This window comes from Cobetia sp. 5-25-4-2, assembly GCF_013374075.1.
GTDB lineage: Bacteria > Pseudomonadota > Gammaproteobacteria > Pseudomonadales > Halomonadaceae > Cobetia > Cobetia marina.
Window position 1 is genome coordinate 329,899 of record NZ_BLWK01000001.1, and the last position, 21,263, is coordinate 351,161.

Below are 21,263 nucleotides of genomic sequence, written 5' to 3' on the forward strand. Positions count from 1 at the left end.
CCATGCGCCGAGCCTGCGGAATGCGTATCATGGCCCGCGACCCTGACCCAAGGAATCGACTTCGATGCTGCTGGATCGCCTACCCTTTCTGATCGGCCTGCGCTATACCCGCGCCAAGCGCCGTAACCATTTCATTTCCTTCATTTCCCTGACCTCGATGCTCGGCCTGTCGTTGGGCGTGGCCGTACTGATTCTGGTGCTGTCCGTCATGAACGGCTTCGACCACGAATTGCGTACCCGCGTACTGGGCATGGTGCCGCATGTGCGGGTCGAGGCGCGCGACAGCGTCACCGACTGGGAGACGCTCGCCGGCATGTTGCGCGAGAAGCCGCATGTCGTCGGTGCCGCTCCCTACATCGAGCAGCAGGGCATGTTCACCACCAATGGTCGCAACAAGGGCGCGCTGGTCACCGGTATCGATCCGTCCGCGGAGGACCAGGTCTCGATCATCAGTGAGCACATGGTGCAAGGAAGTCTGGCAGACCTCACGCCGGGCAGCTGGGGCATCGTGATGGGGGAGCTGCTGGCACGCAATCTCGGGGTCGGCGTCGGGGATCGCGTCACGCTGCTGGTGCCCGAGGCCTCCATCACGCCCGGGGGCATCTTCCCGCGCCTCAAGCGCTTCACGGTGACCGGCATCTTCAAGGTCGGCGCGGACGTGGATGCCAGTCTCGCCTACACCGACATCTCGGACATGGCCAAGCTGGCACGCTTCAAGGAAGGCGAGGTGCAGGGCGTACGCCTGAAACTCGATGACCTGTTCAGTGCCGATGCCGTCACCCGTGACATCATCAGCCAGCTGGGGCCGCAGTATCGCGGCATGGACTGGAAGCGTACCCACGGCAACCTGTTCGCCGCCATCCAGATGGAGAAGAACATGATCGGCCTGCTGCTGATGGTGATCGTCGCCGTGGCAGCCTTCAACATCGTCTCGACGCTGGTGATGATGGTGACCGACAAGCACGCCGACATCGCCATCCTGCGCACCCTCGGGGCCAAGCCCGGCAGCATCATGGGCATCTTCATCGTCCAGGGGCTGACCATCGGCGTGATGGGGATCATCATCGGCGCCATCGCCGGGGTGGCATTGGCATTGAGCGTCTCCGACATCATCGCCTGGGTGCAGTCGACCTTCGGTATCCAGTTCCTGGATCCCAACGTCTACTTCATCAGCTATCTGCCATCCCGTCTCGAACTGTCCGACATGGGTGTCATCATCGGCTCCGCGCTGGTGCTGAGCTTCCTGTCGACACTCTATCCGGCCTGGCGCGCTTCCCGCATCCAGCCGGCCGAGGTGCTGCGCTATGAATGATCTACCGACATCGACCGATGCATCATCCCGCTCTGCTGCTGGAGACTCCGCCATGCCGACCCCGGCTTCTGACACCCGTGCGACTGACCTGGCTCACGGCAAGCCGATGTTGATCTGTGAGCGCCTGAGTCGCAGCTACGACGAAGGCCCGCAGAAGGTGCAGGTTCTGGACGAACTGGAGCTGCGTGTGCACGCCGGCGAACGGGTCGCCGTCGTCGGCAGCTCCGGCTCCGGCAAGACCACGCTGCTCAATCTGCTCGGCGGGCTGGATCATCCCAGTCAGGGCATCGTGAAGGTGGCCGGCCAGCGCCTGTCCGAGCTCAGTGAGTCGGCGCTTGGCAGCTTCCGCAATCAGCACATCGGCTTCGTCTATCAGTTCCATCATCTGCTGGCGGAATTCAGCGCCGAAGAGAATGTGGCGATGCCGTTGATCATCCGGGGCCACAAGCGTGCCGAGGCCGCCGTCAAGGCGCGCAAGCTGCTGGAGCGTGTCGGCATGGCGCCGCGCGCCGATCACAAGCCGGGCGAGCTGTCCGGGGGAGAACGTCAGCGTGTCGCCATCGCGCGAGCGCTGGTGACGGACCCGAGCCTGGTGCTGATGGATGAACCGACCGGCAACCTGGATCAGACCACGGCGGCGCGCATTCTGGAGCTGATGGACGACGTCGCTCGGGAAGCGCAGGCCGCCTTCATCATCGTGACCCACGACAATGGGCTGGCCGCGCACCAGCACCGTGTGCTGCGCCTGGATGGCGGCAAGCTGCACGAGGACTGAGCTTCACCGCTGAGTGGCGGATGTCTGCCTCACGCCATGCCAGAAAGCCAAAAGCCCCGCCATCGAGAGATGGCGGGGCTTTTTCATGGGCGGCGTCGTCAGCCTTCAGGACTTGTCGGTATCCGGGGCAGCGTTCTGGTCGGACCGCTGCGCCCTGGTGCAACGCCTGGCGGCCAGACGCGCCTTGCGGCGACTGCGCCAGCTGCGCACGACCTGATAACGCCACAGCAGCCGGACCAGCACGTTGGCGAGCAAGGCGACCACCACCGCGCTGACCAGCGAGCCCAGCGCAAGTGCCGGCAGGATATCTTCCAGCTGGTTGGCGAACCAGGCCGCGGAGACCTGGTCCGGCATCACCCGGGCAGGCGTATCGAGCATCCAGGCGCCCACGCGATAGGTCGCGTAGTAGACCACGGGCATGGTCAACGGGTTGGTGATCCACACCAGACCTACCGAGAGCGCAAGGTTGCAGCGCAACGCCCAGGCGCCGAAGGCGGCCACCACCATCTGGAAGGGGATCGGCAGCAAGGCACAGAAGAAGCCCACCATGCACGCATTGGCAACGGTTCGACGCGACAACGCCCACAACGCGGGGTCGGCGATCAGGTGATGCATGAAGCGCAGGGATTTCTTGCGCCTGAGGGCATCCGGTTCCGGCATGAACCGCTTGAGTAGACGACGAGGCATGGCTTGGCCATTTGGCATTCAACGCCGGCCATTATCCATACATGTCCCCGGGACTGCCATGCTGTGAGCTCAGTTAAGCGGCCCGCATCGTGCAATCCTGTGTGCTTGAAATGATGCTGAACGCAGGCCAGTCCCCGTCATGCCTGATGAAGAGCGGTATCTGCCTCCTTGAAAGATTCGTCTGAAAAGCTGCCCGTGGGCGCGAACGACGCCACGCGGTTTCGCGGGTCCTGGCTGACACCGGGGGCTCTGATCCAGTGGCTCGCCGGTCTGGTGGCCGGGGTGTGGCTGTCGCGACAGGGGGAGTGGACGGCCGATTGGCAGGGACGCATGCCGGATGGCGCACCCGAAAGCGCAGGGGATGTCTTGAGCGGGATGGCAGACAGCCTGTTGCTGCCATCTCTGGTGCTCAGCCTGCTGGTGATGCTCGCCTTCGCGCGACGCCCGGCAGTTTTGCGGCTGGGGATTGCTCTGTGGGGCGGGCTGCTGCTCGGGCTGGCGCATCAGCCACTCATGCTTGCCGAAGCACTGGCGCGCGAGGATATCTGGCTGGAGGGGCGCATCGAGCAGGCCAGCCGTTCGCTCCCGGCCCCGGGGAAGTCGGTGCGTCTGGTCTTCAGGGTGGAAGCCTGTCGAGCCTCGGGCGCTGACGGCGAAGCAGGCGGAGAGCAAGGTGAGGCGCTCAAGCCCCCCAGGGTGAACGCATCCGGCATGACGAGCGCTGGGCGTGAGCTGGCCTGTCGTCGTCTCGAGGGCCAGCGGGTGCAATTGCGGCGCTACTGGCCGCGGCGTACCGCCTCTGAATCATCAGCTTCGCCTCTTCTCGTTCCCTGGCAAGCAGGGGAGCGGTGGCGGCTGATCGCCAGACTGGTGCCGCCGCATGCTGCCAGCAACCCGGACGCGCTGCAGAGTTTTGATCGGGTCAGCTGGTGGTGGCGCGAGGGGATCGTGGCGACGGGGTACGTGCGAGACCCCGCCCGAGCGCAGCGACTGGCACCACCCCGCGGGGTGGCAGCGTTGCGCCTGGCGGCCGAGCAGCGGCTCTGGCAGGGCTGTGGAGGGCGGAGCGATGACATCCAATGGGCGCATTCGCCCTGCCGCTGGCTGGCGGCGCTGACGCTGGGGCGTGCCTCGGCGCTGACTCGCGATGACTGGGAGTCCTTGAATGCCACCGGGTTGACGCACCTCGCCGTGGTGTCAGGGCTGCATGTCGGGCTGATGGCAAGCCTGGTGCTAGTGGTGAGCTTTGGCGTCCTGCGCCGTCTTCGTCCTGCCGACTGGCGTTTCAGCGTCGCTCCCTGGTGGCTGGCGTGTCTGGCGGCCTGGAGTTTCGCGATACTGGCAGGGCTGGCGCCGCCGGCGCTGCGAGCGGCGCTGATGACAAGTGTTGGGTTGTGGATGGCCAGCGGGCGCAGCGGCCTGGGCGTCTGGCAGATATGGATGTTGGCGTTGTCGCTGGTGATCGGCCTTGATCCGCTGGCCTTGTGGCGACCCGGCACCTGGTATTCGTTCCTTGCCGTGGCAGCGCTGCTGCTGGCCTGGCAGGGGTGTGAGCGTCCCCGCGGTGCGCTGGGCTGGTGTCGCGCCACGCTGCGCAGCCAATGGGTGTTGACGCTGGTGATGGGGGTCGCTCTGCTGGTCGGGCGTGGTCAGCTGTCATGGCTTGCCATGCCGATGAATCTAGTCATTGCCCCGCTCGCGACCCTCCTGGTCGTGCCGTTGGGGATGCTGGGCTGGGGGCTGGCTGGCATCGACTCCCTGCTGGACGCGATGGGTTTGCGGCTGTCGGAAGGGGCGGGAATGAGCGGGGCGCTGTGGCAGTGGCTCGCCGAGCGAGTGGATCATGGCATGGCGTGGCTCGGGACCGTCACGCAGCGCCATGGCCTCTGGCCCGCACGGACAGCGACGGACACCCTGTCCGCTGACATGGCAGCAGCGATGGCGATGATGGTACTGGGCGGCCTGTGGCTGGCAAGTGGAGTGCCGGGGTTGGAGCGCCGTGTCAGAGGGCTGTGCACCGCCCTGGCGATGCTGTGGGGGACGGGGCTTGCCTTGCTGCTGTGGCCGCCTGCGCCATGGCCGTCCAGCGCCCACGCCGGCGAAGGACGCATAGGGCGCGACAGCGAATGGCTTGCCGATTCGCGAGCGGCCCCGTTGGTCGTGACCGTCCATGACGTCGGACAGGGGCTGGCGATATCGCTCAGGGTAGCGGGGCGCGTGCTGTCACCTGAGACGATGGAGGATCTTCCTCGTCATTGGCTCTATGATCTCGGCCCCGGTGCTGCCTTCGGGCCGCCGCGCATGGGGGAGCTGCTGACGGCAGCCGAGGCGCCCTGGGGCGTCATCATCAGTCATGGTGATGGCGATCATGCAGGCGGACTGGCGGCGCTGCGAGCGGAGCAGATCGCGCAGTTGTGGGTGCCTGAGGGACAGAGAGGCCGTCTTGACCGTCAGGTGGGCTGGCTGAAGGACGTGCCGACCGCGTCCTGTGAGGCAGGGCGGCGCATCACGCTCGGCCATCTCGCCGACCGCCCCGTGAAACTGGAGATGCTGTGGCCGCCGCCCGGGTGGAAGGTGCGGCGTGACAATGCCCACTCCTGTGTGGTTCTGATCGCGTGGGGTGAGCGTCCGCTGGCGTTGCTGAGTGGCGATATCGGGGTGCAGGAGGAGCGCCAGCTGGTGGAGCTGCTCTCGCGTCGGCTGGCGGGAAGCCCGCTGCCATTGCTGGTCGTCGCGCACCATGGCAGTCGCAGCAGCAGTGGGGAATCCTGGCTCGCGCGTCTGTCACCGCGCCACGCGATCATCAGTGCCGGACGCTACAATCCGCATGGTCATCCGCATGACGAGGTGGTCGAACGCCTGATGCGGCATGCGCAATGTGTCTGGCACAGTGGCCTGGAGGGAGCGCTGCGCTGGGAGTGGTCCCCTGACGCGGAGCGCCTCATTCCCGCGCGGGGTGCTGCCGGTATCGATACGCAGTGCCTTGGGGTAAAATCCGTTGATTGATCAGGGGCATGGCGAATGTCTGCCTGTCAGCGTGCCAGGGACGCGGTCGCGCAGGCCTGATGACGACAACAATGATCGGCGCCGTTGACGGTGCACCATCAAGACCAAGGGAGAGGTCACATGTTGGAAGCCTTGTACGCAGGGGGGCTGCTGATGCTCCCGATCCTGGGATGTTCGGTCGTGGCACTGGCCATCATCCTCGAACGTCTGTGGACGTTGCGCACGCGCCGTATCGCGCCGCGCGGTCTGGGACAGCAGGTGTGTGAACTGATCAGTCAGGGACAGGTCAATGTCTACTGGTTGGAGAGTCATTCGCCCCTTGGGGGGGTGCTGGCGGCAGGGCTTCGCAATGCGCGCCTGGGCAATGAACAGGTGCGTGCGCGCATTCAGGAATCGGCCGTTGCGGTAATCCACGACATGGAGCGCTTCCTGAGCCCCCTGGGGACCATCGCGGCCATCACCCCGCTGCTGGGCCTTCTGGGCACGGTGGTCGGCATGATCGATGTCTTCGCCGTGATCGTGGACGCCGGGTCCGCCGAGCGTGCCCAGGAGCTGGCCGGCGGGATTTCCCAGGCGCTTGTCACCACGGCGGCGGGTCTGACGGTCGCGATTCCGGCGCTGATGTTCCATCGCTACTTCCAGCGTCGCGTGGAAGACATCACCGTGACCATGGAAGAGCAGGCGGGGCAGGTGGTGGAGTACATCTCGCACCATCAGGGGGAGCTGGGGCTGGCCGAGAGTCATGACGGCTTCGATCGTCGCGCGGGCCAGCGCAACGGGCCAGCGCCGAGGGAGAGTCTGCCGGAAGACCTGCCGGCCTACATGCGTCGGGACGAGGATGATCCGCTCTCGGGCTCCGACACGCTCGCTGATCGAGGCGTGGGGCCCGGGAGGCCGTCATGAGGTTTCCTCGCCGCCAGCGTGAATCGGTCGAGGTCAATCTTACGCCGCTGATCGACGTGGTCTTTCTGCTGCTGATCTTCTTCATGGTCTCGACCACGTTTGACAGTCGACGCGCCCTGGACCTGATTCTGCCGCAATCCAGTCAGGCCAGCGCCGTGGAGCAGGCGCCGCTGATCATGACCATCGGCGCCAAGGGAGATTTCACGCTCGGTGACACCTCGCTCACCGAGTCAGCATTGGGGGCTGCGCTTGCACGACACAGGGACCAGGCTGATCGCTTCGGGTTGATCCTCGAAGCCGATGGCCGTACGCCACATGCGAAGGTGGTGAAAGCGTTGGACGCTGCCGCCGAAGTGGGCATTACCCGAGTGCGCATCAGTACGCGCACCGGGACCGATACATCACCACCGGATGCCCCATGAGGGCGCCGCTCAAGTCTATGGAGACCCCGTGAGTCGCGACTCCACCTGGATTCATTACCGCCGCCTGCTCGGCTATGTCCGTCCGTACTGGAAGATGTTCTTGGCTGCCGTGCTGGGTTACGTCATCTATGGTGCCTCGAGCACGGCGCTGGCCGAGATGATGAAGCGCCTGATCGATGGCATTCAGAATCCTGACGCCCAGTTCAGATTGTTCCTGCCGTTGTTCGTGATCGGCATGTTCGCGATACGCGGTGTGGGGACCTTCCTGGGGACCTACTGCATGAGCGACGTGGCACGCAATGTGGTGCATACCCTGCGTACCACCGTGTTCAACCACATGCTGCATCTGCCGGGACGTTACTTCGACGAGAACTCCACCGGTCACCTGATCACCCGCGTGACCTATCACGTGGAGCAGATCACCGGCGCCGCCACCAAGGCATTGACCATCATCATGCGCGAAGGCTTCTTCGTGCTGGGTCTGCTGAGCTATCTGTTCTGGACCAACTGGAAACTCACGCTGGTATTCATCGCGGTCACGCCGCTGATCGGCTGGGTGGTCAGCTATGCCAGCAAGCGCTTCCGCAAGCTCTCCAAGCGTATCCAGGGCTCGATGGGGGAGGTCACCCATGTGGCATCCGAGGCGCTGTCCGGGCATCGGGTGGTCCGCACCCACGGTGCGGAAGATTACGAGAAGGCGCGCTTCGCTGCGGTCAGTGAGTACAACCGCGAGCAGAAGATGAAGGAGGCGTTGACCAAGGCCACCGCCACGCCGGTGATCCAGCTGTTGATCGCCGTGGCACTGGCGACCCTGGTGTGGCTGGCGATGGCGCCGGAATTGATGGCTGGCATGTCGGCGGGTGAATTCGTCGGCTTCATCACCGCGGCCTCGATGATGGCCAAGCCGGTGCGTCAGCTGACCGAGGTCAACGGCGAGATCCAGAAGGGCATGGCGGCATCCGAGGAGCTGTTCGGGCTGCTCGACATGCCCGCGGAGCCCGACAACGGCAACGTGGTTCCGGACGGTCGCCTGGCGGGTCGGGTGCGCTTCGACAACGTCCACTTCCGCTACGCCGACAATCAGCCGGATGTGCTCAAGGGCATCGATCTGGAAGTGGAGGCCGGGCAGATGGTGGCCATCGTCGGGCGCTCAGGTTCCGGCAAGTCGACGCTGATGAGCCTGCTGCCACGGTTCTACTCGCCTACCACGGGCCGCATCCTGATCGACGACGTGGCCATCGAGGACTACAAGCTGCGCCCGATGCGCCAGCAGATCGCGCTGGTCTCCCAGAACGTGACGCTGTTCAATGCCAACCTCACCGCCAATATCGCCTACGGCACCGGGGAAGCGGATGTCCAGCGGGTCGAGGAGGCGGCGCGCGCCGCCTATGCCCACGAGTTCATCGAACGCATGAGTCAGGGCTATGACACCATCGTCGGTGACAACGGCATCATGCTCTCGGGAGGGCAGCGTCAGCGCATCGCCATCGCGCGTGCCATCTACAAGGATTCGCCGATTCTGGTGCTGGACGAGGCCACCTCGGCGCTGGACACCGAGTCGGAACGCTATATCCAGCGGGCGCTGGAGGAAGTCTGTCAGGGCCGTACCACCTTCGTCATCGCGCACAGGCTGTCCACCATCGAGAAGGCGGATCGCATCCTGGTGATGGATGACGGCGAGATCATCGAAGACGGTACGCATGAAGCGTTGATCGCTCAGGAAGGGGCCTACGCCGCCCTGCATCGCATCCAGTTCCGGGAGACGGCTGACGCATGAGTGAACGACTGGTAGACGCCTGGTATCGGGGCGCCGCCTGGCTCCATCTGTTACGTCCGCTGGAGCATGTCTATAAAGGGGTGGTGGCACGCCGACGTGAGGCCTATCTCACTGGCAAGCGTGAGGTCTGGAAGGCGCCGGTGCCGGTGATCGTGATCGGCAACATCACCGTCGGTGGAACCGGCAAGTCGCCGCTGGTGGCCTGGCTCGGCCGTTGGTTGAGCGAGCAGGGCTGGCGCCCGGGCATCATCTCACGGGGCTATGGTGGCCACGCGCCGCGTTACCCGCTGTATGTCCAGGCCGATACGGACCCGCAGCACGCCGGTGATGAGCCGGTGATGCTGGCTCAGCAGACCGGCCTGCCGGTGGCGGTGGACCCGGACCGTCCCAGTGCCGCGCGTCGTCTGATCGCGGCGGGGTGCGACATCCTGCTCTCCGATGACGGCTTGCAGCACCATGCGCTGGGGCGCGACATCGAGCTGGTGGTGGTGGATGGCGAGCGCGCCTTCGGCAATCAGCGGTGCCTGCCGGCGGGCCCCCTGCGGGAGCCGCTGTCACGGCTGGCGAGTGTCGATGCCGTGATCTCCAATGGGGTGATCGACTGCACCCGCCTGCCGGTGGAATCACATTGCATGACGCTGACGCCGGTCCATTGGCGCCATCTGATCGATGATGTGCGTTATCCCGCCACTCATCAGCCATTCAGTGGCTCGGTGCATGCACTGGCCGGTATCGGCAATCCCCAGCGTTTCTTCCGTACCTTGACCAATCTGGGGGTGGAGCATCAGCCCCATCCCCTGGCGGACCATCATCGCTTCACGCCGACGGATCTGCGTTTTTCCGACAACCTGCCGGTGGTGATGACGGCCAAGGATGCCGTGAAGTGTCGCCGCTTCGCCAACGAGCGTTGCTGGGCACTGGATGTCGAGGCACGGCCGGATCAGGCGCTGGTGGATTGGCTTGCCAACCGCCTCGAGGCGCTGTGAGCGACTGACCGATTGTTTCTTTCTTATTAGCTGTTATCCCGGAGATGTCTCGATGGACAAGGAATTGCTCGCGCTGCTGGTCTGCCCGCTTTGTCAGGCCAAGCTGACCTATGATGCGGCGAATGCCGAGCTCAAGTGCTTCTATGATGGGCTGGCCTATCCCGTGCGTGACGGCATCCCCGTCATGCTGGAAGAAGAAGCGCGCGTGATGGATGCCGACGAGAAGCTCAAGGGGAGTCGCGGCTGATGAGCGATGTGGCGCACAGCAGTGATGTGACAGGTCGTGGCGCCGTGGTGGTGATTCCGGCTCGCTTCAACTCCTCGCGCCTGCCCGGCAAGCCGTTGGCGGACATCCATGGTCGGCCGATGATCGAGCATGTCTGGCGCAATGCCTGTGCCAGTCAGGCAAGCCGTGTGGTGATCGCCACGGACGACGAGCGTATCCGCACCGTCTGTGAGGGCTTCGGTGCCGAGGTCGTGATGACTCGTGCCGATCACCCCAGTGGCACCGATCGTCTCGCGGAAGTGGTCGAGCGGCTGGCACTGGCTCCCGAGACGCTGGTCGTCAACGTGCAAGGAGATGAGCCGCTGTTGCCTGCCGCGCTGATCGATCAGGTCACCTTGCGTCTCGAGGAAGACGAGGGGGCTTCCATCGCGACCCTGGCCGAGCCCATCACCAGTGTCGATAGCCTGTTCAATCCCAATGTGGTCAAGGTGGTGCGTGATCTGCGTGGTCGCGCGCTGTACTTCTCGCGCGCACCGCTGCCGTGGGATCGGGAGCACTTCACCACGCCGCCGACCGTGCTGGCCACCGACTCCTGGTTGCGCCATATCGGTCTCTACGCCTATCGCGCCAGCTTTCTGAGCGAATATGTCGATTGGCTGCCGGCGCCGCTGGAGCAGCTCGAGCAGCTCGAGCAATTGCGCGCACTGCATCATGGTCATGCGATTCAGGTCGCCATCGCCTGCACCTCCCATCCTGCCGGTGTGGATACCCAGGAAGATCTCGAGCGCGTGCGTGACTGGCTGACGCAAGAGGCCGGTGATGAGTGAATTGCTTGAGCGGATAGCGGCGCGCAGACCGCCGGTCAGACGAATTCTGATGGTCTGTCTGGGCAATATCTGTCGCTCCCCCAGCGCGGAAGGCGTACTGCGTGCCGCGCTGGCACGCCATGGGCTGGATGAGCTCATCGAGGTCGACAGCTGTGGTACCAGTGACTGGCATGTGGGCGCTCCGCCGGATTCACGTGCCATCGCGCATGCGGCTGAGCGTGGGTACGACATCAGTGGCCTGCGCGCCCGCCAGCTGTGCGTGCAGGACTTTTATGGCGTCGATCTGATCCTGGTGATGGATGATGCCAACCTGAGTGACGCGCGGCGTCTGGCACCCCAGGACAGTCCGGCACTGCTTGGCCGTCTGCTGGACCTGCTGCCGACGCCGCTGCCGACTCTGGCGCGAGGCAGTCGCGAAGTGCCGGACCCCTATACCGGGGGGGCTGAGGCCTTCGAGCAGGTGCTGGACCTGATCGACATCGCCTGTGAGGCATTGATCGATGCCCTGCCACCTGTCACGCGGACCCCTTCATGATGGCGTCCGACAAGACATCGACGAGAGCATCACTGACGGCCTGCAATACCCTGGGCTTTGCCGCCACCGCACGTGCCTTCAGTGAGCCACGCAGCGTGGCCGAGGCGCGTCGCCAGATTCTGGACTCGCGTGCGGCCGATGAGCGTCTGGTGGTGATCGGTGGGGGCAGCAATCTGGTGTTGCTGCCCTGGCTGGATGCCCATGTGATGCGCCCGGCCTTCGAGGCCATGACGATCACGCCGGCAGCGGATGGTAGAACCGCCACCGTGAGTGTCGAGGCGGGCAAGCGCTGGCACGCCCTGGTGATGGAGCTGGCGACAGCTGGCTGGTGGGGCTATGAGAATCTGGCCTTGATTCCCGGCTGCTGTGGCGCAGCCCCGATCCAGAACATCGGTGCCTATGGTGTCGAGCTGGCCGACCATCTGCTGCGACTGGAAGTCATGTCGCTGGAGGATGGCAGCACGCGCTGGCTGAGTCGCGAGGAGTGCGCCTTCGGCTACCGTGACAGTCTCTTCAAGGGGTCGCTTGAGCATCGCGTCCTGATCACTCGCCTGGAGTTCGTGGTGACGCGTGAAGCGACACCGCAACTGGCCTATGGGGACCTCGCTCAGCGCGTCAATGCCGCCACACCGCAAGGGCAGGCCATCACGCCATTGAGCGTGGCGAATGCCGTGATTGCCACGCGCAGTGAAAAGCTGCCGGACCCTGCGGTGCTCGGCAATGCGGGAAGCTTCTTCAAGAACCCCCAGCTTGCCGCCGACGAGGCTCGCGAGCTATTGGCGCATCATCCGACCTTGCCGCACTACCCGCAGGCCGATGGCAGCGTGAAATTGGCGGCCGGCTGGCTGATCGACCAATGTGGCCTCAAGGGGGCACGTCGGGGACATGTCGGCGTGCATGATCGCCAGGCGCTGGTGCTGGTTCACTTTGGGGGCGGGCAGGTCTCGGAGCTGCTGGCGCTGGCACAGGAGGTGCGTGAGAGCGTTCATGCGCGCTTCGGGGTCTGGCTGGAGCAGGAACCGCGCGTACTGGGAGAGATGGCCGCGACGCCTTCCTGACGGTTGGTCGGTTTGTCGAAGGCATTCCGTCACGAAAAAGCCCCGCAGAGTGATCTGCGGGGCTTTTTCGTGACGGGTCAATCCCCTGCCTGCACCGATGAAGCCGGTGAGGCAGGGGGCAGGGCTCAACGTGTCGTGCTGTCGTCGTTGTCCTGCGAGCTGACTTCTGCCTGACCCTCTGTCGCCTGAGCATCGGCGGCCGCTTTCTCGGCGGCCTCACGCTCACGACGACGAACTTCGCGCGGGTCATTGTAGGCGCGAGCACCACGGCGGCGACGTGAAGCGTTGGCGGTCCCGGCTGCCTCATCTTGCTTGTCATCGCTTGCAGGTGCCTGAGCGTCTGCCGCGGCGATGTCGTCATCCTGTGCTGGCGTTTCCGTCTGCACGGAGGCGGTCGCCTCGACATCTTCCAGAGCGGGCTCTGCTGGCGCAGCCTCTGCCTGAGACGCATCAGGCTGTGCATCGGCCTGAGTCGACGCCAGCGGGGTCGCGGCAGATTGGGTCTGTGGCTGCTGCACTTCCGGCTTGGCGGCTTCAGACTGTCCTGCATCGTGCTCGGCAGGTGCAGCCTCCGGAGTCGCTTCTACCTGAGCTGTCGCCTCTGGCTGCGTCGCCGCTTCGCTGACGTCTTCTGCTGTCGCAGTCGGCGCAGCATCGCTGGCGTGCTCAGTGCGATGGGGGGTGTCTGCTTCCACGCAAGCTTTGGTCTCGGCCACGGGCGCCGTCTCCTGCGGCATCACGCTGTCCTTCAGCGCCTGGCTGTCGACGGCCGCTTCCGGTGCGGTCTCCACCGCGACCTGCGCCTGTACCGCGCTGTCATCCGCCTTGACGTCCGTTGCTGCCACATCGGCCTCGGCATCGGACACGGTTTCAGAGGTGTCGGCATCGGTATCGGTCGTTGCGCTCAGCGTCTCGGCCTGCGCTTGATGAGCGCTGGCCTGCTGCGGTGCATGCTGCTCAGTACGCTGGGTGGCGTGCTGTTCAGTGCGCTGAGCCTGATGGGGCGTGGCAGACGCGGTGCTGGAGTCGTTGACCTCGGCAGAGTCATCCCGTGTCATCACGTCCTGTTGCAGGGCTTGCGTGCTGGGCGCACTGATTTCCGGCGCCTCTGGCGTCTCGGCGACCGACGGCTGCTCATCAGGCGAGGCGTTGTCAGCGGTCACTGCCACGGCCGGCGTCACCTCCGTCTCCACCTTGGCGCTGACGTCGGCACTGGTGTCGGCAGGTGCTGCCTTGTCGCCATCGCTGTCAGCGACGACAGCTTGCGCTTGCGGTTCACTGCTCTCGACCGTCTCAGGCGCGACCTTCACGCCTTCGGCACCTTCCTCGGCAACAGCGGGAACCGGTTGCTGCGGTGCTGCGGTCGAGGCGACGTCATCGAGCACGGCGTCAGCTGGCTGAGCGCTCTGCGCCTGCGGGCCGGCCAGTGCCATGGCCTTCAGGGACTGCTGCTGAGCGATGGCGTCGGGGTTGAGTGCATGGCTGCGGCTACGAGCGCGCGGATTGTTGCGCGTCGGCTGCTGGACATCGTCTGCCTGCTGCTCGCTCTGCTGGGCCTGTTCTGCCGCCTTGATGGACTCGCGAGCATGATGGCTGTTGACCTGCTCTGCCTTGTCCGCCTTGGAAGGCTTCTCACGGCGCGCCGGCTTGTCATCACGCTTGGCAGCATTGTCCTGCTTGGCCTCGTTCTGCTTGGCATCGTTCTGCTTGGCATCGTTCTGCTTGGCATCGCTCTTGGCATCATTGCCGGACGGCGCCTTGGCAGGCGTCTGTGCGTCGGATGTCTTCTCCGTCGCTTCTGCCTGCGGTTTGCTGTCGTTGGTCACGATGTCCTGAGCGTTGTCCTGACGCGACTCGCTGGACTTGCGACGATTGCCACGGTCATTGCGCTGACGACGCTTGTTGTTGCTGCGACCCTCGGAGCGGTTGTCGCTCTGGCTGTCGTTGCGACCATCGTTGCGACTGTCGTTGCGACCATCGTTGTCGTTGCCGCGCGTGTCCTGCTGACGAGAGTCCTGCTGGCGTGAGTCCTGCTTGCGTGAATCGCCCTCGGCGTTGCGGCGACGATTGTCGTTGCGTGCGTTGCCGCGGTTGGCATTGCGGCCATCCTTGCGTGCATTGCCGTCGGTTGAGGCTTCGCTGACGCTTTCGCGACGCTCGCGTGCCTTTTCCAGTGCCTTGCGGGCTTCGCTGGACTTGGCCGGCGTCGCGCTGGCGCTGTCGTCGCTGCCCAGCAGGCGGCTGAAGCCCTTGGCCAGACGTGCCAGCAGGCCGCCGCCGGAAGGGGCTGCTGCCGGTGCCTGGGTGGCCGGGGTCGCTGTGGCCTCGGATTTGCTCACCGCATTGCGCCCGTCATTGCGAGAGGTCTGACGATTGTCGTTGCGATTGGCATTGCGGCCGTCGTTACGAGTGTCGCTGCGCGATCCCTGACGACTGTCGTTGCGAGTCTCGCTCTGGCTGTCGTTACGATTGTCGTTGCGGCTGCGGTTATTGCTGCCATTGCCATTGCGACGACGGTTGCCGCTCTTGGCATTGTCGTTGCCGTTGCCGTTGCCGTTGCCGTTGCCGTTGCTGGAAGCGGAGGTGTTCTCGTCAGTCTCGGCGGGCTCGGCAGGCTTGCTGACTTCCGGTGCGGAGGCGGGGGCTGGTGTCGTGTGGGACACGCTCTTGACCGCCGCTTCGGTGCGTGCCGGTGGCTTGTCGAAATTCGGATCCGGCTCCTTGCCGACTTCGGTCTCGACGGACAGCTCGAAGCTGGATTTGTCGGCACCGTCTTCATCGACATGGTCATCACGCAGACGCACGACTTCGTAGTGCGGCGTGTCGAGTTCCGGGTTCGGCAGCAGCACGACATTGACGCCCTGACGACGCTCGATGTCGAACAGTGTGGCGCGCTTCTCGTTGAGCAGGTAGGTCGCGACCGGCACCGGCAGGATGGCGCGGATCTGCGAGCTGCGCTCCTTCATGGCCTCTTCCTCGATCAGGCGCATGATCGAGAGCGCCATGGAGCGCACGTCGCGGATGGTGCCCTGGCCGTCACAGCGCGGGCAGACCACGCCGCTGGTCTCGCCCAGTGACGGACGCAGGCGCTGACGCGACATTTCCATCAGGCCGAAGCGTGAGATGCGACCGATCTGCACGCGAGCGCGGTCGATCTTGAGCGCGTCTCGCACGCGATTCTCGACTTCACGCTGATTGCGCGCCGGGGTCATGTCGATGAAATCGATCACCACCAGGCCGCCGATGTCACGCAGACGCAGCTGGCGCGCGATCTCGTCCGCCGCTTCCAGGTTGGTCTGCAGCGCGGTTTCCTCGATATCGCTGCCACGCGTGGCACGCGCGGAGTTGATGTCGATGGAGACGAGAGCTTCGGTGTGGTCGATGACGATGGCGCCACCGGAAGGCAGCTTCACTTCGCGCTGATAGGCGGTCTCGATCTGGGATTCGATCTGGAAGCGCGAGAACAGCGGGACGTCGTCTTCGTAGAGCTTGATCTTCTGCTGATAGCTCGGCATGACCTGACGGACGAAGGACAGCGCTTCTTCCTGGACGTCGCCGGAATCGATCAGCACCTCACCGATGTCATTGCGCAGATAGTCGCGCATGGCACGGATGATGACGTTGGATTCACGATAGATCAGGAAGGGAGCAGGGCGGCTGGCGGCAGCCTTGGTGACGGCATCCCAGACCTGAGCCAGATAGTCGAGGTCCCATTGGAGCTCTTCTGCGCTCTTGCCGATACCGGCGGTGCGTACGATGACGCCCATCTTGTCCGGCAGGGTGAGGCTGTTCATCGCCTCTTTCAGCTGGGCACGCTCTTCCCCCTCGATGCGGCGGGAGATGCCACCGGCACGCGGGTTGTTGGGCATCAGCACGAGGAAGCGGCCGGCCAGGCTGATGAAGGTGGTCAGGGCGGCGCCCTTGTTGCCACGCTCTTCCTTGTCGACCTGGACGATGACTTCCTGGCCTTCCTTGAGCACTTCCTTGATGTTGGGGCGGCCTTGGCCCGGGTCCTTGCTGAAGTACTCGCGGGAGATTTCCTTGAGCGGCAGGAAGCCGTGGCGATCGGCGCCGAAATCGACGAAGCAGGCTTCCAGACTGGGCTCGATGCGGGTGATCTTGCCGCGGTAGATGTTGGCTTTCTTCTGCTCGCGGGCACCAGACTCGATGTCGAGATCGTAAAGGCGTTGTCCGTCGACCAGTGCGACGCGCAGCTCTTCCGGCTGGGTCGCGTTGATGAGCATCCGTTTCATGTCGTCTCGCTAGACTGGGCGTGCCGAAGGGCAGCCGCATTTGCGTCGGCGACGAGGAACCGTTTTCAGCTTCGTGTTGTGCTCAGCGCATGTCGTGGGATGCGTCTTTCGCATGCAGGCACGTCTCGTGACGTGCCACATGCGGCATGATCATGTTGAGTACTGGAAAGAGGCAGGACGTGTTGCGGGGAACGTTGACTCCTCCGGCCCTGCGGTCTCTTCCCTAACACCTGGCATTCGCCGATTCATCGACGCCGGCCTTCGGCACGGATATCGAATGATTGCCCGGGCATCATGCCCGGGCGGTAGTGTGTCATTGGCCCACCAGAAGGCTGGGCATTGCATCGTGTTGCTGCGCTCGAGGGCAGTGACGTGTCTCGCGGGGAGGTGGCGTCACGGCCGGTCGCGCTGCGGCGCGCGGGGTAACACGTCCCGCGCCCGCTGATAGCGTTACCTCGCCATCTTTGGCGCGGACGTTATCGATGTCTTTCGTCATGATGCTGGCCAGCCAGCGGCATTGGACGACTGTCCGTGAGGCGGCATTCGTGATCTGCAATCGGCAGACCCGTTGCGCAGGACAGCACGCGGCCGACAGTCCAGGTGACAACAGGGTGCGTGAAGACTCTGCACGGTGCTGACGTCGGTGCGCATTGTTTCGTCGTGGGCCGGCTGGCCCTGTTCACGTGGTCTGCATGGGGTTTCACGCCGCATGCAGAACCGTCTACCTCGCCGTCTCGGCGGGGTCGTGACGCGGGTGATCGGGCATATAGAGAAGGCCCATCTCACTGGGCCCGAATATACCAGTAAAGGTATGGGCCAGCAATTCGGCAGGCATATCAAATGCTTCGCCCGAATGCCCGCCATTCGTCCCGGGTTTCGCGGCCTTGAGCGGCGCAGCCAGAGCCCTCCGATGGCGGGATGATTCCCCATTGGTCGCATGACACCGTAGAATGGCCAGTCTGAGTGCGCCCCGGCGTACGGCAACATGATGAACAGGCCGCGCGAAGGCGAGGCCGGAAAGGAGCGAGACATGGCCGAGGGCCAATCAGTCCAGTGGATCGAGGTTGCCCCGGAACTGGCCGGGCAGCGCATCGACAATTTCCTGCGTACACGTCTCAAGGGGGCACCCAAGGCCTTGATCTATCGCATCGTGCGCAAGGGTGAGGTTCGGGTGAACAAGAAGCGCATCAAGGTCGACTATCGCCTGCAGGCGGGAGACCTGGTGCGTGTACCGCCACTGCGCCTGTCGCCGGAAGCCGCGGTGCAGGAAGTCAGTGGCAATCTGCGTGAGGTGCTGGCGGGCTGCATCGTGCGCGAGACCGATGATTTCATGGTCATCAACAAGCCGTCCGGTCTCGCCGTGCACGGCGGGAGCGGCGTCAAGATCGGGCTGATCGAGGCCATGCGTCAGATTCGTGATGAACTGCCGTTTCTGGAGCTGGTCCATCGTCTGGATCGTGATACCTCCGGCTGCATCCTGCTGGCCAAGACGCGTGCGGCGTTGCTGCAGCTCAATGCGGACCTCAAGGCCCACAAGATGACCAAGCTGTATCTGGCGCTGGTGGAAGGGCGCTGGGACTCGCGGCGTGATTATGTCAATGCACCGCTTGAGCGTTACGACGGCGGCAACGGGGAGCGTCGCGTGCGCGTCGACGAGGCCGGCAAGACGGCCAGTACCCGTTATGCGGTGCGCGAAGCCTATCCCAGCATGACGCTGGTCGAGGCCGAGCCGATCACCGGGCGTACCCACCAGATTCGTGTGCACTCCGTGCATGCCGGTCACCCGCTGCTCGGCGATACCAAGTACGGGACCGAGCGCGGCAATGCGCTGGCGAAGAAGGTCGGGCTGGAGCGCCTGTTCCTGCATGCCGCTCAGCTCAGCTTCCCGGACCCCACCGACGGGCGGACCGTGACGGTCCGTGCGCCGCTGGACAAGCGCATGAAGCGCGTCCTTGCCAATGCTCGAGAATTGGGAGCCCGTCATGACTGACGCCTCTGCGGTACTGCCTTCACCTCGCTATCGTCTGGTCATCTTCGATTGGGACGGTACCTTGATGGACTCCGAGGCACGCATCGTCGATTGCCTGCAGGCGGCCTCGCTGGCGGTCGGCATGGGAGAGCTTCCGGCGCATGCCGCGCGCGACATCATCGGTCTCGGATTGCCGGAGGCCATGGCGCGGCTGTTCCCCGGAGCTTCGGCTGCCCAGTGCGAGGCACTGGTCGAGGCCTACAAGCAGCATTTCGTGGCAGTCGATACCACGCCGCTGGATTTCTTTCCGGGCGTGGAAAATGGCATCGAGCGTCTGCGAGCTCACCCGGAGCAGCTGCTGGCCGTCGCGACGGGCAAGAGTCGTCGCGGGCTTGATCGGATGTTCCAGGCCCATGACTGCGGTGACTGGTTCCACGCCTCGCGTACCGCGGACATGACGCTGTCCAAGCCGCATCCACTGATGCTCGAAGAGCTGCTGGCCGAGCTGAACGTTGAGGCGCATGAGGCGCTGATGGTCGGCGATACCGAATATGATCTCGAGATGGCGCGTGCGCTGGGCATGCACAGTGTCGGTGTCACCTATGGCGTGCACAGCGTGCCGCGACTCGAGGCCTGTGCCCCACAGCGCATCGTCTCGCACTTCGATGAATTGATGGAGTGGCTTGGCGCGGTCAGATGATGACGGTGTCCTGCCCATGACAGGAGCAGCAAGCGATGAGTGACAGGCCGCAGGATCCCTGGCGTGAAGGGCCAGGTGGCAAGGACGAGGGGGGAGCGGGCGCGAGCGGACAGGACGCTGACAGCGCTGCCACCTCCAGCAGCGAGGTGGACTGGCAGGCGCGTGAGCGTACCGTGCAGCTCGAGATGATGGACCGCTGGGTGCAGGGCGTGGTCACCGAGCAACGGCGCTCCAGGCGCTGGAAGCTGTTCTTTCGCTTCCTGTTCGCGTTGTTGTTCATTGCCTCGATCGCGACATCCGTGACCCTCTTCACGCTCGGCAGCCAGCCGGCAGCCTTGCCCGGTGAACGGCACCTCGGTGTCGTGCGCGTCAAGGGCGTGATCGAGGCGGATGGCGAAGCCAATGCCGAGCGCATCATCAAGGGTCTGCGAGCGGCCAATGAGTCGCCGGCCTCCGTGGCGGTGGTGCTGGATATCAATTCCCCCGGCGGCAGTCCCGTGCAGTCCCAGCGCGTCTATGACGAGTTGATGCGCATGCGGGAGCAGGGTGGCAAGCCGGTGATCGCCGTGATCGAGGATCTCGGGGCGAGTGGCGCCTATTACATGGCAGCTGGCGCCGGCGAGATTCTCGCGGCACCGTCGAGTCTGGTCGGGTCCATCGGGGTGATCTCCTCGAGCTTCGGGCTGAAGGGGCCGATGGAAGAGCTGGGAATCGAGCGACGTGTGTTCACGGCAGGTGACAACAAGGCGTTTCTCGATCCCTTCTCCGAGATCTCGCCTGAGCAGCGCGACTTCTGGCAGAACGTGCTGGCCACGACTCACCAGCAGTTCATCGCGGCGGTCAAGGCCGGGCGCGGTGAGCGGCTCAAGGACGATCCGGCGCTGTTCTCCGGGCTGATCTGGACCGGCGAGCAGGCTCGCGCGCTCGGGCTTGTGGATCGCACCGCAACGCTTGAGGAGCTGGCCGCCGAGCTGGCGCCGCAGGGTGGCGTGCATGATTACACGCCGCGTCAGGATCCCTTCGAGCGCTTCACGCGGCGCTTTGCCGGTGTGATGGCCAGCGCGTTGGGGCTTGACGCCAATGTCTCGCCGGTCAGCTATCGCCTGCCCTAGTCCTCCAGCAGTGGATCCAGGCCTGCCTCACGCAACAGTTCGCACAGGCGAATCAGCGGCAGGCCGATCAGGGTGTTGGGATCACGCCCCTCGAGACGCTCGAAGAGCGTGATGCCCAACCCCTCCATGCGAAAGCTGCCGGCCGAGTCCAGCGGGCATTCGCGCTCGACGTAACGCGTGATCTCCTGCTCGCTCAGCGTGCGAAACACCACGTCGTAGCTTTCATGGCAGACCCAGTGTCGCGCGCTGTGTGTATCCAACAGCGCCAGGCCGGTGACGAAGCGGACACGGCGTCCCGAGAAGCGTGTCAGCTGAGCGCGGGCGGCGGCCAGGTCCTGTGGCTTGCCGAGGATCTCGCCCTCGAAGACGGCCACCTGGTCGCTGCCGATGATCAAGTGGTGTGAATAGGCCTCCGCCAGGGCGTTGGCCTTGCCCAAGGACAGGCGATGGACCAGTGCCTCGGGAGATTCCGTGGAACGAGGGGTTTCATCGATGTCAGGCGCCCCCCATGTGTAGGGGAGTCCGAGTCGATCAAGCAAGGCTCGGCGCCAGCGGGAGCTGGAAGCCAGTACCAGTCGTGTCATGGCGTTGTTCTCTTTTTGGGCTCTCGATTCGTGCATGCGTTCGGGACGCGAAGGGGGGCGGAGCATGAGAGGGGTAGAAGGTCGAGAGGGGCCGGCGCGCGCGTGATTCTCCGTGTGATGCATCGCCGCCA

Annotated in this window: 15 protein-coding genes and 2 pseudogenes; 14 read left to right on the forward strand and 3 right to left on the reverse strand. The window is 64.6% G+C overall.

Annotated elements, in window-relative coordinates:
- Window positions 1-67: 67 nt before the first annotated feature.
- The gene (locus tag HXS65_RS01470; RefSeq protein ID WP_077373141.1) at window positions 68-1,312 is read left to right on the forward strand and encodes a lipoprotein-releasing ABC transporter permease subunit; all 1,245 of its coding nucleotides are present in this window, start codon (window positions 68-70) and stop codon (window positions 1,310-1,312) included.
- A gap of 52 nt (window positions 1,313-1,364) precedes the next feature.
- Window positions 1,365-2,087, forward strand: a complete 723-nt coding sequence (locus HXS65_RS01475; protein WP_176492937.1) for an ABC transporter ATP-binding protein — start codon at window positions 1,365-1,367, stop codon at window positions 2,085-2,087.
- A gap of 105 nt (window positions 2,088-2,192) precedes the next feature.
- On the opposite strand, the gene HXS65_RS01480 is transcribed toward HXS65_RS01475, so the two are convergent.
- Window positions 2,193-2,774, reverse strand: a complete 582-nt coding sequence (locus HXS65_RS01480) for a DUF2062 domain-containing protein (protein ID WP_176492938.1) — start codon at window positions 2,772-2,774, stop codon at window positions 2,193-2,195.
- Between the two features lie 168 nt (window positions 2,775-2,942).
- Here HXS65_RS01480 and HXS65_RS01485 point away from each other — a divergent pair, with 168 nt between their 5' ends.
- The 9 genes and pseudogenes from HXS65_RS01485 to murB all read left to right on the forward strand — a co-directional run bounded on the left by HXS65_RS01485 (window position 2,943) and on the right by murB (window position 12,514).
- Window positions 2,943-5,780 carry a ComEC/Rec2 family competence protein gene (locus HXS65_RS01485; RefSeq protein ID WP_176492939.1) on the forward strand — a complete coding sequence of 946 codons (2,838 nt, stop codon included), beginning with the start codon at window positions 2,943-2,945 and terminating at the stop codon, window positions 5,778-5,780.
- 120 nt (window positions 5,781-5,900) lie between these two features.
- A pseudogene (locus HXS65_RS01490) lies at window positions 5,901-6,485 on the forward strand (MotA/TolQ/ExbB proton channel family protein); the annotation flags it as partial.
- A gap of 194 nt (window positions 6,486-6,679) precedes the next feature.
- Window positions 6,680-7,105, forward strand: a complete 426-nt coding sequence (locus HXS65_RS01495) for a biopolymer transporter ExbD (RefSeq protein ID WP_176492940.1) — start codon at window positions 6,680-6,682, stop codon at window positions 7,103-7,105.
- A 28-nt stretch (window positions 7,106-7,133) separates the two neighbouring features.
- Window positions 7,134-8,882, forward strand: a complete 1,749-nt coding sequence (gene msbA, locus HXS65_RS01500) for a lipid A export permease/ATP-binding protein MsbA (RefSeq protein ID WP_254696427.1) — start codon at window positions 7,134-7,136, stop codon at window positions 8,880-8,882.
- Window positions 8,879-9,868, forward strand: a complete 990-nt coding sequence (lpxK, locus tag HXS65_RS01505) for a tetraacyldisaccharide 4'-kinase (RefSeq protein ID WP_077372052.1) — start codon at window positions 8,879-8,881, stop codon at window positions 9,866-9,868. Before msbA ends, lpxK begins: the two co-directional genes overlap by 4 nt.
- 52 nt (window positions 9,869-9,920) lie before the next feature.
- Window positions 9,921-10,115 (forward strand): Trm112 family protein, encoded by a 195-nt coding sequence (locus tag HXS65_RS01510; protein ID WP_077372055.1) that lies wholly within the window; start codon window positions 9,921-9,923, stop codon window positions 10,113-10,115.
- Window positions 10,115-10,921 (forward strand): 3-deoxy-manno-octulosonate cytidylyltransferase, encoded by an 807-nt coding sequence (gene kdsB, locus HXS65_RS01515; protein WP_077372058.1) that lies wholly within the window; start codon window positions 10,115-10,117, stop codon window positions 10,919-10,921. Before HXS65_RS01510 ends, kdsB begins: the two co-directional genes overlap by 1 nt.
- On the forward strand, window positions 10,914-11,456 hold the full coding sequence (locus HXS65_RS01520; protein WP_176492941.1) for a low molecular weight protein-tyrosine-phosphatase: 543 nt from the start codon (window positions 10,914-10,916) through the stop codon (window positions 11,454-11,456). The genes kdsB and HXS65_RS01520 overlap by 8 nt, the downstream gene beginning before the upstream one ends.
- Entirely contained in the window at window positions 11,453-12,514 is a 1,062-nt protein-coding gene (murB, locus tag HXS65_RS01525) for a UDP-N-acetylmuramate dehydrogenase (RefSeq protein WP_255304386.1), read from the forward strand. Before HXS65_RS01520 ends, murB begins: the two co-directional genes overlap by 4 nt.
- A gap of 2,282 nt (window positions 12,515-14,796) precedes the next feature.
- Here the strand turns inward: murB and rne are convergent.
- Window positions 14,797-16,767 (reverse strand): annotated as a pseudogene (gene rne, locus HXS65_RS17665) (ribonuclease E); the annotation flags it as partial.
- Window positions 16,768-17,797: 1,030 nt separating this feature from the next.
- Here rne and rluC point away from each other — a divergent pair.
- The 3 genes from rluC to sppA are packed head-to-tail and all read left to right on the forward strand — an operon-like array spanning window position 17,798 to window position 20,548.
- Window positions 17,798-18,757, forward strand: coding sequence for a 23S rRNA pseudouridine(955/2504/2580) synthase RluC (gene rluC / locus HXS65_RS01535; RefSeq protein ID WP_077372067.1), 960 nt, complete (start codon window positions 17,798-17,800; stop codon window positions 18,755-18,757).
- On the forward strand, window positions 18,750-19,436 hold the full coding sequence (locus HXS65_RS01540; protein ID WP_136938267.1) for an HAD-IA family hydrolase: 687 nt from the start codon (window positions 18,750-18,752) through the stop codon (window positions 19,434-19,436). Before rluC ends, HXS65_RS01540 begins: the two co-directional genes overlap by 8 nt.
- A gap of 35 nt (window positions 19,437-19,471) precedes the next feature.
- Window positions 19,472-20,548: a signal peptide peptidase SppA gene (gene sppA, locus HXS65_RS01545; protein WP_176492943.1), complete on the forward strand. Its 1,077-nt coding sequence runs from the start codon at window positions 19,472-19,474 to the stop codon at window positions 20,546-20,548.
- Here sppA and HXS65_RS01550 read toward each other — a convergent pair.
- Window positions 20,545-21,132, reverse strand: coding sequence for a nucleoside triphosphate pyrophosphatase (locus HXS65_RS01550; protein ID WP_176492944.1), 588 nt, complete (start codon window positions 21,130-21,132; stop codon window positions 20,545-20,547). The two genes, sppA and HXS65_RS01550, sit on opposite strands and share 4 nt — an antisense overlap.
- Window positions 21,133-21,263 lie beyond the last annotated feature (131 nt).

What these genes read in the sequence shown, in the direction of transcription:
- HXS65_RS01475 (WP_176492937.1), top strand. Translation starts at nt 1,365, where the DNA reads ATGCCGACCCCGGCTTCTGACACCCGTGCGACTGACCTGGCTCACGGC.
- HXS65_RS01480 (WP_176492938.1), bottom strand. Translation starts at nt 2,774, where the DNA reads ATGCCTCGTCGTCTACTCAAGCGGTTCATGCCGGAACCGGATGCCCTC.
- HXS65_RS01495 (WP_176492940.1), top strand. Translation starts at nt 6,680, where the DNA reads ATGAGGTTTCCTCGCCGCCAGCGTGAATCGGTCGAGGTCAATCTTACG.
- lpxK (WP_077372052.1), top strand. Translation starts at nt 8,879, where the DNA reads ATGAGTGAACGACTGGTAGACGCCTGGTATCGGGGCGCCGCCTGGCTC.
- HXS65_RS01510 (WP_077372055.1), top strand. Translation starts at nt 9,921, where the DNA reads ATGGACAAGGAATTGCTCGCGCTGCTGGTCTGCCCGCTTTGTCAGGCC.
- kdsB (WP_077372058.1), top strand. Translation starts at nt 10,115, where the DNA reads ATGAGCGATGTGGCGCACAGCAGTGATGTGACAGGTCGTGGCGCCGTG.
- HXS65_RS01520 (WP_176492941.1), top strand. Translation starts at nt 10,914, where the DNA reads ATGAGTGAATTGCTTGAGCGGATAGCGGCGCGCAGACCGCCGGTCAGA.
- murB (WP_255304386.1), top strand. Translation starts at nt 11,453, where the DNA reads ATGATGGCGTCCGACAAGACATCGACGAGAGCATCACTGACGGCCTGC.
- rluC (WP_077372067.1), top strand. Translation starts at nt 17,798, where the DNA reads ATGGCCGAGGGCCAATCAGTCCAGTGGATCGAGGTTGCCCCGGAACTG.
- HXS65_RS01540 (WP_136938267.1), top strand. Translation starts at nt 18,750, where the DNA reads ATGACTGACGCCTCTGCGGTACTGCCTTCACCTCGCTATCGTCTGGTC.
- sppA (WP_176492943.1), top strand. Translation starts at nt 19,472, where the DNA reads ATGAGTGACAGGCCGCAGGATCCCTGGCGTGAAGGGCCAGGTGGCAAG.
- HXS65_RS01550 (WP_176492944.1), bottom strand. Translation starts at nt 21,132, where the DNA reads ATGACACGACTGGTACTGGCTTCCAGCTCCCGCTGGCGCCGAGCCTTG.